We start from the raw sequence: 11,814 nt of genomic DNA on the forward strand, positions 1-11,814 counted from the left end.
GCCCGGGTGCGCTCGGCGCTGGCCGCCGCGCGCGCCGGCGAGCTGGACGCCTCCTCCGCCGAGGTGCTGCTGCACGCGCGCGGAGCCGACCTGGCCGCCCTGTGCGCGCTGGCCGCGCCCGTGCGCGACGAGGCGATGGCCCGCGCCGGGCGCCCCGGCGTGGTCACCTACTCCAAGAAGGTGTTCGTGCCGGTGACGCGGCTGTGCCGCGACCGCTGCCACTACTGCACCTTCGCCACGGTGCCGGGCCGGCTGCCGGCGGCGTACCTGGAGCCGGAGCAGGTGCTGGCGATCGCCCGCGACGGCGCGGCCGCCGGGTGCAAGGAGGCGCTGTTCACGCTCGGCGACGCCCCGGAGGACCGCTGGCCGGTCGCCCGCCGGTGGCTGGACGAGCGGGGTTTCACCGGCACGCTGGAGTACGTGCAGCACCTGGCGCGCCTCGTGCTCGACGAGACCGGGCTGCTGCCGCACCTGAACCCGGGGGTGATGACGTTCGAGGCGCTGCGCTCCTCGCGCGCCGTGGCGCCCTCGATGGGGATGATGCTGGAGACCACCGCCGCGCGGCTGTGGAGCGAGCCGGGCGGGGTGCACTACGGCTCCCCCGACAAGGACCCGGCGCTGCGCCTGCGGGTCCTGGAGGACGCCGGCCGGGCGCGCGTGCCGTTCACCACGGGGATCCTCGTGGGCATCGGCGAGACGCCCGCCGAGCGGGTGGACTCCCTGCTGGCGATCCGCGACGTGGCCGCGCGGCACGGCGGGGTGCAGGAGGTCATCGTGCAGAACTTCCGCGCCAAGGACGACACCGCCATGCGCGGCGCCGACGACCTCGGGCACGAGGAGTACCTGGCCGCCATCGCCGTGGCGCGGCTGCTGCTGGGGGCGGGGGTGTCGCTGCAGGCGCCGCCGAACCTGTCCGACCCCGGCCAGCGCGAGCAGCTGCTGGCCGCCGGCGTGGACGACTGGGGCGGGGTCTCCCCGCTGACGCCGGACCACGTGAACCCCGAGCGGCCCTGGCCGCAGCTGGACGACCTGGCGGCCACCACGCGCGGGGCGGGTTTCCGCCTGGCGGAGCGGCTGACCGCGCACCCGCGGTTCGTGCTCGACGCGCTGGCCGGCGGCGGGGAGTGGGTCGACGCCGGCCTGCACGCGCCGCTGGCGGCGCTGGCGGACGCGACCACGGGACTGGCCGACGAGGCGGCCCGCCCGGTGGGCCGGGTGGCTCGGTGAGCACCGAGCCCGCTCCCCCGTCGGACGCGGAGGTGGCCATGGCGCGGTTCGCGGCGGGTCAGCTGCGCCGCGACGCGGTGCCGGAGTTCTCGGAGTTCACCGACAGCTCCGGCCGGCGCTGGCTGGACGTGCTGACGGTGCGCGACGCCCCGCGCCCGGGCCACGTGTCGGTCTCCACCCTCTCGATGCACCGGTGGGTCAACGTGGTCGGTTCCGGCGCCGACCGGCACGACGAGCGGGTGGAGCTGGTGACGGTGCTGGCCGGCGTGGAGGCGCACGACGCCGCCGCGCTGCTGGTGGCCTCGGCGTTCACGGCGGCGGGCGAGGGCCGCCCGGTGCAGGCGGGCACGGTGTTCCCCGGCGTCGTGGGCGAGCTGGTCGGCGGGGGCGCCGCGCACCTGCTGCTCACCGCGCCGGGGCTGTTCCCGCGCCTGGCGCGCTACCGCCTGCAGGAGGACCTGCCGCCGGTGCGCTGGCTGCAGGCGGTGCCGATCCACGACGTGGAGCGCGACTACCTGCGGGACCGCGGCCTCGAGGCGCTGGAGGAGCGCTTCGCGGCCGCGGAGATCGCGGTGGCGGACCCGCTGCGGGCGCCGGTGGACCTGGGCTGACCCGCCACCGGGGCGGGCCGGTCGGGTCAGCCGGTGAGGCCGATACGGTCGGTGAAGGCGTTGGCGAACTTCGCGCCCGGGTCGTGGCGGGCCACCAGCGCGCGGGCGTCGGCGAAGCGCGGGTAGCGGGCCGCGAGGGTCGCCGCGTCGGCGACGAACAGCTTGCCCCAGTGCGGTCGCGGCGAGAACGGCGCCAGCGCCTCCTCCACGTGCGCCAGGGCGGCGAGCACCTCGCGCTGGCGCTGCTTGAAGGTGAAGTGGAACGCCACCGCGTCGCGCTCGTGGGCCGGGGACAGCCACAGGTCGTCCGCTGCGACGGTGCGCACCTCGCACATGTGCAGCAGCGGCGCGAGGGAGGGGCCCAGCTCGCGCAGCGCCGCGACGGCGCCCAGGGCGTGCTCGCGCGGCACGAGGTGCTCGACCTGCAGCTCCTCGCCGTTGCTGGGCTGGAAGCTGGACCTGAAGTGCGGCAGCCGCTCGTGCCAGGGGCCGGGCACGCCGAGCTGCTCGGTGGCGTTGCGCACGTCCACCTCCGGCAGCGGGTGCAGGGGCTCGGGCGCGGGGCGGGCGCCGAACAGCTCCGCGGGGGCCTCGGCGGAGTCCGACAGGCGCGTCTTGAGCCACACCTGCGCGGTGTCCCCGCCGACCCAGGTGGTGTAGACGCTGACGCTGTAGGCGGCGGAGGTGACGGCGTCGAAGTTCGCGGTGAACGCCTCGAAGGACAGGCCGGAGTAGACGTCCTGGCGCACCTGGTAGGTGGGCACGACGTCCAGCTCCAGGGCGGTGACGACGCCGAGGGCCCCCAGGGCGACGACGCTGCCGGCGAACTCCTCCCGGCCGCGCTCGACGCGCCGCAGCTCGCCGTCGGCGCCGACCAGCTCCAGGGCGCGCACGTCCGCGGCCAGGCACCGGGTGCGGTCGCCGGAGCCGTGGGTGGCGGTGGCGACCGCGCCGGCCACGCTGATGTGCGGCAGGGAGGCCATGGTGCGCAGCGCCCACCCCTGCTCGTGCAGCCGCTGGGCGAGCACCCCGTAGCTGGTGCCGGCGCCGACCCGCACGCTGCCCGCGGCGCTGTCGACCTCGACCGGCGCGGGCAGCGCCTCCAGGGAGACCAGGTCGCCCGGGGAGTCGGCGACGTCGTTGAAGCAGTGCCGGGTGCCCAGCGCCCGCACCCGCCGCGCGCCGGCCACGACGTGGCGCAGCTGCTCCAGCGTCTCGGGGCGGTGCAGGGTGCGCGCGGCGTAGCGGTGGTTGCGGGCCCAGTTCAGCCCGGGGGCGCTGGTGGGCGCCGCGCTGGACGTCGTCGTCGGAGTGCTCACCGGCGGCACGGTAATCGGTGCGGGGACGCCCGTGGGCGCGGGGACGCCGCGAGGGCGGCCCCCCTGGTGGAGGACCGCCCTCGCGGGTGGTGCTGGTGGAGCGGGGGGACTCAGAAGTCCATGCCGCCCATGCCGCCGTCGCCGCCGGCGGCGGCCGGGGCCGCCTTCTCCGGCTTGTCGGCGATGACGGCCTCGGTGGTGAGGAACAGGCCCGCGATGGACGCGGCGTTCTGCAGCGCGGAGCGCGTCACCTTGACCGGGTCGTTGATGCCCGCCTCGAGCAGGTCCACGTACTCGCCGGTGGCGGCGTTCAGGCCGTGACCGGTGGGCAGGTTGCGGACCTTCTCCGCCACGACGCCGCCCTCGAGGCCGGCGTTCACGGCGATCTGCTTCAGCGGGGCCTCGACGGCGACCTTGACGATGTTCGCGCCCGTGGCCTCGTCACCGGTCAGCTCGAGCTTCTCGAACGCGACGGCGCCGGCCTGGATGAGGGCCACGCCACCACCGGCGACGATGCCCTCCTCGACGGCCGCCTTCGCGTTGCGCACGGCGTCCTCGATGCGGTGCTTGCGCTCCTTGAGCTCGACCTCGGTGGCCGCGCCCGCCTTGATGACGGCCACGCCGCCGGCGAGCTTGGCGAGGCGCTCCTGCAGCTTCTCGCGGTCGTAGTCGGAGTCGCTGCGCTCGATCTCGGCGCGGATCTGGCCCACGCGGCCCGCGATCGCGTCGGCGTCGCCGGCGCCCTCGACGATGGTGGTCTCGTCCTTGGTGACGACGACCTTGCGGGCGCGGCCCAGCAGGTCGAGGTCGGCGGTGTCGAGCTTGAGCCCGACCTCCTCGGAGATGACCTGGCCACCGGTGAGGATGGCGATGTCGCCCAGCATGGCCTTGCGGCGGTCGCCGAAGCCGGGGGCCTTGACGGCGACCGACTTGAAGGTGCCGCGGATCTTGTTGACGACCAGGGTCGCCAGGGCCTCGCCCTCGACGTCCTCGGCCACGATCACCAGCGGCTTGCCGGACTGCATGACCTTCTCCAGCAGCGGGAGCAGGTCCTTCACCGTGGAGATCTTGGAGTTGAGGATGAGGACGTACGGGTCCTCGAGCTCCGTCTCCTGACGCTCGGCGTCGGTGACGAAGTAGGGGGAGATGTAGCCCTTGTCGAAGCGCATGCCCTCGGTGAGCTCGAGCTCCAGGCCGAAGGTGTTGCTCTCCTCGACGGTGATGACGCCTTCCTTGCCCACCTTGTCGAGGGCCTCGGCGATGAGCTCGCCGATGGAGGCGTCGCCGGCGGAGATGCCGGCGGTCGCGGCGATCTGCTCCTTGGTGGTGACCTCGCGGGCAGCGCCGACGAGCTGCTCGGTCACGGCCTCGACGGCCTTCTCGATGCCGCGCTTGAGGCCCATCGGGTTCGCACCCGCGGCCACGTTGCGCAGGCCCTCGCGCACGAGCGCCTGGGCCAGGACGGTCGCGGTCGTCGTGCCGTCACCGGCGACGTCGTCCGTCTTCTTCGCGACCTCCTTGACGAGCTCGGCCCCGATCTTCTCGTACGGGTCCTCGAGCTCGATCTCCTTGGCGATGCTCACACCGTCGTTGGTGATCGTGGGGGCGCCCCACTTCTTCTCCAGGACGACGTTGCGGCCCTTGGGGCCGAGCGTCACCTTGACAGCGTCGGCGAGCTGGTTCATCCCGCGCTCGAGGCCGCGGCGGGCCTCCTCGTCGAAGGCGATGATCTTGCTCATGCCTGGTGTTCCTCCCAGAAGGCGGGCGGTGGTCGGCCGGAGCGGTGCCCGCGACGGACGACCGTCGGCGGCGGGGTCACGTCCCCCGCGCCGGCGGCCTCACCGGACCGGCCGGGAGCTTTCGCTCCCGGGTCGAGGTGCTGCTGGTGCTGTCACTCTCGACTCGAGAGTGCCAACGCCAATGTTGGCACTCCCCCACCCCGAGTGCAAACCCCCCTCGCCCGCGCGCCGCGCCGGGAGGGCGCTGCCGGCGACCGCGCCCCGACCGGGCCGGTCGCCGGCGCGGCGGCTCAGATGCCGCGCACGCTCTCGGCCTGCGGGCCCTTCTGCCCCTGGCCGACCTCGAACTCGACGCGCTGGCCCTCCTCGAGGGAGCGGTAGCCGTCGGCGACGATCGCCGAGTAGTGCACGAAGACGTCGGCGCCGCCGTCGTCCACGGTGATGAAGCCGTACCCCTTCTCGGCGTTGAACCACTTCACGGTGCCCTGAGCCATTGCCTTCTCCTGGTGGTGCAGCGAGCGGGACGCCCCCGGCATCGCCCGGGGACGGGTCTCACGCTGCCCGCGGCGGTGAGGCCGTGGGCGACGCCCGACGTGCCGGCCCGGTGGAGGACGTGCCCATCGAACTGATCGACCGCTGCTCAGGCTAGTGGTGCGAGGGGCTGTTGGGGCAGGGTTCGACCAGGCCGGTCCGGTGCGGCCGAGCGCTCCGCGGCGGCCTCAGAGCAGGCCCGCGGCGCTGCCCAGCAGCGGGCCGGCGACCCGGCGCACCACCAGCACCGCCGCGGCGGCCACCAGCACCGCCAGCGCCGACCACGCCAGCACGAGCAGCAGCACCGCCGCCGGCGAGCGGCGCGTGCGGTGCGCCCCGCGCCGGGCCGCGAGCTGGCGCGGCCGCTGCCCGGCCCGTGCGCTCAGGGCTGCACGCCCGTGCGGCGCGCCGAGCGGGCGCGCTGGCGGCTGGAGCGCATGCGCCGCAGCCGCTTGACGAGCATCGGGTCGTGCTCCAGCGCCTCGGGGGTGTCGATGAGGGCGTTGAGCACCTGGTAGTAGCGCGTGGGCGTCAGGTCGAACAGCTCGCGCACCGCCTGCTCCTTGGCGCCGGCGTACTTCCACCACTGCCGCTCGAAGGCCAGGACCTCGGCGTCGCGGCGGCTGAGCCCGTCCGCGGCCCCCGCGGGCGCCTCGTCCTCCTCGCGCGCCGCCGCGCCGACCTGCACCTGCGACCCGTCCACGAACCGCTCCCCCTCTCGACGCGGACCACTGTAGGAGGCGCCGGCGGCACCGGCCGCGCGCGGCGCGCGGGGGCGCGCGCACCGCGTTAGCGTCGCCGGGTGCCCGAGGAGCCGCAGCCGCAGCCGCAGCAGCCCGTCGTCCCGCCGGCGCCCGGCGCGGGCGGCGAGGACCCCGCCGGGCTGGGGGTCGACGACCTCGACCCCAGCTGGGCGCGCGCCCTGGCGCCGGTGCGCGCGGAGCTGTCGGCGCTCTCGGCGCGCCTGGCCGCCGACCCCGGGCCCTGGCTGCCGGCGCCCGGGCACGTGCTGCGCGCCTTCCGCCAGCCCTTCGAGCAGGTGCGCGTGCTGCTGGTGGGGCAGGACCCCTACCCCACCCCGGGGCACCCGATCGGGCTGGCGTTCGCCGTCGAGCCGCACGTGCGGCCCCTGCCGCGCAGCCTGGTGAACGTCTACAAGGAGCTGCGCGAGGACACCGGCGTGCAGCCGCCCGCGCACGGCGACCTGACGGCGTGGACCCGCTCGGGGGTGCTGCTGCTCAACAGGGCGCTGACCGTGCGCGCCGGCGACGCCGGCTCGCACCGGCGCCTGGGCTGGCAGGCCGTGACCGACGCGGCCGTGCGGGCGCTGGCCGCGCGCGGCGGGCCGCTGGTGGCGCTGCTGTGGGGCCGCGACGCGCAGTCCGTGCAGCCGCTGCTGGAGGGGGTGCCGGTGGTGACCGGGGTGCACCCCAGCCCGCTGTCGGCCTCGCGCGGCTTCTTCGGCTCGCGCCCCTTCAGCCGCGTCGACGCCCTGCTGCGCGAGGCCGGCGGCGAGGGCGTCGACTGGCGGCTGGACCCGTAGCCGCCCCGGCGGGCGCCGCGGGGCGCGGGCACGGCACGATGCAGCCGTGAGCGCTCCCGAGACCCCCGCCGGCGGCACCGTCGCCCGCACCCCGTTCGGCCGCACCCGCCGCGGCGAGCCCGTGGAGCGCTGGGAGCTGCGGCTGCCCTCCGGCGCCGCCGCGCACGTCCTCACCCGCGGCGCGGCCCTGCACCGGCTGCGCGTGCCCGACGCCGCCGGCGCCCTCGGCGACGTGGTGGTGGCCCTGCCCGACGTGGCCGCCTACGAGGCCGCCGAGGGCTACCCGGGCGCGGTGGTGGGCCGGGTGGCCAACCGCCTGGCCGGCGGTCGCTTCAGCGTCGACGGCGTGGAGCACCGCGTGCCGGTCAACGACGGCCCCAACGCCCTGCACGGCGGCGCGGAGGGCTTCGACCAGCGGGTGTGGCGGGCCGAGGAGGTCACCGGCGGGGAGGGCCCGGCGGTGCGGCTGACCCTGCGCAGCCTCGAGGGGGACATGGGCTTCCCCGGCGAGCTGGTGGCGCGGGTGACCTACGAGCTGAGCGGGGGCGCGGACGGGGTGCGCCTGCGGCTGCGGTACGAGGCCACGACGAGCGCGCCGACGCCGGTGAACCTCACCAACCACGCGTACGTCAACCTCGACGGGCCCGGCACGGTGGAGGACCACGTGCTGCGCGCGCACGCCTCGCGCTACCTGCCGGTGGACGAGGTGCTCGTGCCCACCGGCGAGCTGCGCGACGTGGCGGGCACGCCGTTCGACTTCCGCGCCCCGACCCGGCTGGGCGAGCGGCTGCGCGAGCCCGACGAGCAGCTGCTGCGCGCCGGCGGCTACGACCACTGCCTCGTGCTCGACGGCGCCGGCGGCGGCGAGCGGGTGGTGGCCGAGCTGACGGGCCCGCGCAGCGGCCGGCGCCTGCGGGTGCTCACCGACGCGCCGGGCCTGCAGCTGTACACCGGCAACTTCCTGGACGGCGCCTGGCGCGACCCGGCCGGGCGGCCGGTGCGCCAGGGCGACGCGCTGTGCCTGGAGACCCAGCTGCTGCCGGACGCGGTGAACCGGCCGGCGTTCACCGCCGGGGAGCTGGGCGGCGGGCTGGACGGCGGCGTGCTGCGCCCGGGCGCGGTGTTCACCGGCACCACCACGTTCGCCCTCGACGCCTGACCCCCGCGCCCGGGGGCGCGCCCGCGCGCGCCCCCGCGCTGCGCCTCAGGCGCGGCGGACGGTGACCTTCGGCGGCACCTGCAGGGTCTGGGCGATGACGCAGTAGCGCTCGGCCAGGGAGACCATCTTCGCCTCGGTGGCCTCGTCGGCGTCGGAGGTGAAGTCGAAGGTGATGGTGACGTCGGAGATGCCGACGGGCACGGAGCGGTCCACCCCCAGGGTGCCGCGCGCGTCCCAGGTCGCCTCGGCGGTGACGCTGGCGCCGCGCAGCTCCACCCCCATCGCCGTGGCGACGCTGCGCAGCGTCACGCCCGCGCAGGCGGCCACGGCCTCGCAGAGCATGTCGGCGGAGCAGGCCTCGGTGCCGTCCCCGCCGGCGGCCGGGTGCAGCCCGGCGCGGGTGGTGCCGGCGAAGCCGTCCACGGAGACCCCGATGGACTGCCCGTCCAGGACCGCCACGGCCCGCGCGGGCACGGCCGCGGAGCCGGGGTCCTCGCGGTACTTGTCCTTCAACGGCTTCTGCAGGGCCCTGAGCCCGGTCGCGTCCACCGGGGCACCTTAGGCCCGCTCCCGGCGCCCGGGCCAACGCCGCCGTCGCGCGCGGGGGCCGGCGCGGCAGACTGCCCCGCGTGAGGTGGGCGACGGCGGTGCGGACCGCGGAGCACGTGGCCGAGCGGTGCGCGCACGTGGCGGCGCAGCCGCCGGGGATCGTGCGGCTGCGGGTGCTGGAGGCGTGGCTGTGGGGGCCGTTGCTGGGCCCGCCGGCCGAGGAGGTCCCCGACGACGGCGGGGTGGGGGTGGCGCTGGTGTGCGACGCGGACCCGGTGGAGTGCGCCTGGGGCACCGCCCCGCCCGGCGCCGGGCAGTGGCTGGCCGCCTCGGGGCTGGCCAAGCGGCCGGTGCGGCTGGTGTTCCGCCCGGCGGGGCGCCCCGTGGGCAACCACGCGGTCACCGGGCCGGTGCGGCTGTGGACGGTGGACGGCGGCCCCGAGGCGGGCGTGCTGGAGGCGCTGCGCGCCGGGGAGGGCGCCGGGCTGCGCCCGCCGCGGCCGGCGCCGGAGGTGCTGCGCGCGCAGCTGGAGCAGGAGCTGGTGGCGAGCCTGGCGGCGGTGCGGCGCGCCAGCGGCGACTTCGCCGCGCACCGCTGGGCGCCCGGCTCGCCGCTGGCGCGCGCCGACGCCCTGGCGGCCGCGGTCGCCGGGCACCTGGAGCTGCTGGACGCGCTGGGCCGCTGAACCGGGCCCCGCGGGGCCGAGCCGCCGAGCCGGGCCGCCGGGGTGCCCCCTCAGGGGCAGACGGCGCGCCACACGTCGGCGTGCATCTCGAAGCGCTCGTGGCGCTGCGGGCCGGTCACCTCGCCGTCGGAGTTCAGCCGGAAGGTGCCCTCCAGGGCGGTGACCTCCACCACCCTGCCGGTCGTGGTGGTCACGTCGTGGCGGTCCACGTGCACGCCGCTGCGCAGGCCGCTGGCGAAGCCGACGCGCGCCAGGGGGCCGGTGGAGGTGGAGACCACCACGTCGGCGACGCCGTCGTGCGGGTCGGCGCCGGGCACCAGGCGCGCGCCGCCGCCGATGGTGCCGCCGATGCCGATGCCCACGACGAGCAGCGGGCGCTGCCCGTCGGCCACCACGCGCCCGTCGACCTCCACCCGCAGCCGGAAGCCGCGCCCGGCGCCGACGCCGGCCCACAGCGCGCCCACGGGGTAGGCGCCGGCGCGCAGGACCTTCTTCAGCCGCTGCGCCTTGGCGGTGGCGGAGGCGCCGATGCCGGCGTGGACGGTGTTGACGGTGGTGCGCCCGTGGCCGTCCACGAGCAGCTCCAGGTCGCGCGGGCGCCCGCGCACGGCCACCCGCGCGGCGGCCACGGGGTCCAGCGGCAGCCGCAGGGAGCGGGCGAGGTCGTTGCCGGTGCCCAGGGGCACCACGCCCAGCGGCCCGACGGAGCGGGTGGCGCCGGCGTCGTGCAGCAGCTGCAGCGCCGCGTGCAGGGTGCCGTCGCCGCCGAGCAGGACGAGCCGGCGGCCGTCGGCGCCCAGCAGCGCCGCGCGCAGGTCGTCCAGGCCGCGGGTGCGCCGCAGCTCGACGTCGGCGCCGCGCCCGAGCTCGCCGACGACCGCGTCGACCACGGCCTCGCGGGCCGACCCGGCGGCGGCGTTGACGACGGCGAGGACGCCACCGGGCGGCTCCTGCCCCCACCCGGGCGCGGGCCGGGGGCCCGCCTGCTGCTGCTGCTCTGCCACGCCGGGACCAACGCGGCGCGCGCGGCGCGCGTGCCCGCCGCGGCCCGGCTCACAGCGGGTTCACACGACCTCACCGGCGGTCCCGGGGGCCCCGGCCGCCCCGGCGGTCCCGGGGGCGCGCGGGGCGGGCGCGGCGGGCACCGCGTGCGTGCCGGCGAGCAGCCGGTCCAGCAGGTGCGCCAGGGCGGGCACGTCGGCGACGACGTCGGCGTCGTTGTCGAGGAACCTCAGCCGCCACGGCAGCGCCGGCTCGGTGCCGGGCAGCACGTGGTGGTGCAGGCCGGCCACGCCCGCGAGCTTGTGGAAGGTGGGGTACGACAGGCTCGAGGGGGTGATCTCCACCACGTGGGAGCCCTCGGGGCCGTACAGGGCGTTGGTCAGCCCGGCGCCGTGCACGCCGACCACGACGCGCGCGGAGGTGAACAGCGCCACCTCCTCGGCCAGGGTCGCGTCGTCGAGGTCCACGACGGTGAAGCCGCGCTCGCGCACGACCCGGAGCACCTCCTCGCGGTTGAGCAGGCGCCGGCGCCCGGTGCCGGGGCGGTCGACGAGCAGCAGCTCCGGCCCGCCGCCGCGGCGCAGCCCCGCCACGCGCGCGCGCACGTCGTCCACGACCCAGCGCGGGACGTTGTAGCCGGCCGAGGGCACGGAGCTGACGAGCAGGCGCTCGGCGGTGAAGCGCCGCCCGGCGCCGGAGACCTCCACGCGGGCGGAGGGGGGCACGCCGAGGTGGTCGAGCCACTCGCCGAGGTAGGGGTGGGCCAGCCGCGGGACGAGCCAGCGGTCGACCTCGGCGAGGTCCGCCGCGGCCGCGAGCAGGCCCACGCGCGGCACGCCCTGCACGGTCCAGTGGTAGTAGTTCAGCGCCCACGGGGCCAGCAGGGACGCCGTGGTGCCGGGCAGGTGCTCGGCGGGCCCGTCGGGGCGCACGCGGGCGGCCAGGCGCTGCGCCGAGCGCGTCCGCTCCCCGGGGTGGTCGGCGTCGCGCCACAGGTCGGTGACGAGGCGGCCGGAGTCGAAGACCCAGCCGAAGCCGCTGACGACGGTGGCGCCGCGGACGTCGAGGACGAACTGCTCGCCGCCGGCGGGCAGGTGCCCGGCGCGCCAGGAGCGCCAGGTGCCGGTGTCCAGGCCGGCGGGGCGCCGCAGCGGCACCGGTCCGGGGTCCGGGTGCACGACGGTGCGCCGCGCGCCGGCGGCGGCCAGCTCGGTCGAGGTGGTCACCGGGTGGGCGGTCCCGCGGGCGGCGGCCTCCCGCAGCCGGTCGCGCACGTGGTGGCCCAGGGCCCGCTTGAGCAGGTAGGGCCAGCCGACGTTCCCCGTCTCCACGGCAGCGATGGTGACGGTTCGCCGCGGACCTGACCACTCTCACGTCGCGTGACCCTGCGTCACACCCCGGGCGCTCAGGGTCGCGCGGGGTCCCGAGGGGGGCGCGGCACCGCGGGG

11 protein-coding genes and 1 pseudogene are annotated in these 11,814 nt (G+C 77.2%); 5 read left to right on the forward strand and 7 right to left on the reverse strand.

Annotation, left to right across the window (positions count from 1 at the left end):
- Together cofG and GTR00_RS05400 are read left to right on the forward strand one after the other, a co-directional pair.
- Positions 1–1,215, forward strand: a pseudogene (cofG, locus tag GTR00_RS05395) (7,8-didemethyl-8-hydroxy-5-deazariboflavin synthase CofG); the annotation flags it as partial.
- Between the two features lie 8 nt (positions 1,216–1,223).
- Positions 1,224–1,838, forward strand: a complete 615-nt coding sequence (locus GTR00_RS05400) for a suppressor of fused domain protein (protein ID WP_166610611.1) — start codon at positions 1,224–1,226, stop codon at positions 1,836–1,838.
- Between the two features lie 26 nt (positions 1,839–1,864).
- On the opposite strand, the gene GTR00_RS05405 is transcribed toward GTR00_RS05400, so the two are convergent.
- The 4 genes from GTR00_RS05405 to GTR00_RS24820 all read right to left on the reverse strand — a co-directional run bounded on the left by GTR00_RS05405 (position 1,865) and on the right by GTR00_RS24820 (position 6,115).
- A complete protein-coding gene (locus GTR00_RS05405) occupies positions 1,865–3,157 on the reverse strand; it encodes a D-arabinono-1,4-lactone oxidase (RefSeq protein ID WP_166610612.1) in 1,293 nt (430 codons plus the stop codon).
- Positions 3,158–3,267: 110 nt separating this feature from the next.
- On the reverse strand, positions 3,268–4,896 hold the full coding sequence (gene groL / locus GTR00_RS05410; RefSeq protein WP_166610613.1) for a chaperonin GroEL: 1,629 nt from the start codon (positions 4,894–4,896) through the stop codon (positions 3,268–3,270).
- A 290-nt stretch (positions 4,897–5,186) separates the two neighbouring features.
- A complete protein-coding gene (locus GTR00_RS05415; RefSeq protein ID WP_166610614.1) occupies positions 5,187–5,390 on the reverse strand; it encodes a cold-shock protein in 204 nt (67 codons plus the stop codon).
- A 419-nt stretch (positions 5,391–5,809) separates the two neighbouring features.
- Positions 5,810–6,115 (reverse strand): DUF3263 domain-containing protein, encoded by a 306-nt coding sequence (locus GTR00_RS24820; protein WP_407659612.1) that lies wholly within the window; start codon positions 6,113–6,115, stop codon positions 5,810–5,812.
- A gap of 195 nt (positions 6,116–6,310) precedes the next feature.
- Between GTR00_RS24820 and GTR00_RS05425 the strand changes: the two genes are divergently transcribed.
- Both GTR00_RS05425 and GTR00_RS05430 read left to right on the forward strand, forming a co-directional pair.
- A complete protein-coding gene (locus tag GTR00_RS05425; protein WP_166610621.1) occupies positions 6,311–6,970 on the forward strand; it encodes a uracil-DNA glycosylase in 660 nt (219 codons plus the stop codon).
- 46 nt (positions 6,971–7,016) lie between these two features.
- The gene (locus tag GTR00_RS05430) at positions 7,017–8,129 is read left to right on the forward strand and encodes an aldose epimerase family protein (protein WP_166610616.1); all 1,113 of its coding nucleotides are present in this window, start codon (positions 7,017–7,019) and stop codon (positions 8,127–8,129) included.
- Positions 8,130–8,174: 45 nt separating this feature from the next.
- Here the strand turns inward: GTR00_RS05430 and GTR00_RS05435 are convergent, their stop codons facing one another.
- Positions 8,175–8,678 (reverse strand): OsmC family protein, encoded by a 504-nt coding sequence (locus GTR00_RS05435; RefSeq protein WP_166610617.1) that lies wholly within the window; start codon positions 8,676–8,678, stop codon positions 8,175–8,177.
- An 80-nt stretch (positions 8,679–8,758) separates the two neighbouring features.
- Between GTR00_RS05435 and GTR00_RS05440 the strand changes: the two genes are divergently transcribed.
- Positions 8,759–9,364 (forward strand): DUF7711 family protein, encoded by a 606-nt coding sequence (locus GTR00_RS05440; protein ID WP_166610618.1) that lies wholly within the window; start codon positions 8,759–8,761, stop codon positions 9,362–9,364.
- 50 nt (positions 9,365–9,414) lie between these two features.
- Here the strand turns inward: GTR00_RS05440 and GTR00_RS25570 are convergent, their stop codons facing one another.
- Both GTR00_RS25570 and GTR00_RS25575 read right to left on the reverse strand, forming a co-directional pair.
- Positions 9,415–10,368, reverse strand: coding sequence for a diacylglycerol/lipid kinase family protein (locus tag GTR00_RS25570; RefSeq protein ID WP_166610619.1), 954 nt, complete (start codon positions 10,366–10,368; stop codon positions 9,415–9,417).
- 60 nt (positions 10,369–10,428) lie between these two features.
- Complete coding sequence (locus GTR00_RS25575; protein WP_166610620.1) at positions 10,429–11,697, reverse strand: glycosyltransferase family 61 protein; 1,269 nt, start codon at positions 11,695–11,697, stop codon at positions 10,429–10,431.
- Between the last annotated feature and the right edge of the window lie 117 nt (positions 11,698–11,814).

The organism is Kineococcus indalonis, assembly GCF_009906395.1.
GTDB classification, from domain to species: Bacteria; Actinomycetota; Actinomycetes; order Actinomycetales; family Kineococcaceae; genus Kineococcus; species Kineococcus indalonis.

Bases quoted from the DNA above. Each gene is read 5' to 3' on its own strand.
- groL (WP_166610613.1), bottom strand. From the start codon at position 4,896: ATGAGCAAGATCATCGCCTTCGACGAGGAGGCCCGCCGCGGCCTCGAG.
- GTR00_RS05415 (WP_166610614.1), bottom strand. From the start codon at position 5,390: ATGGCTCAGGGCACCGTGAAGTGGTTCAACGCCGAGAAGGGGTACGGC.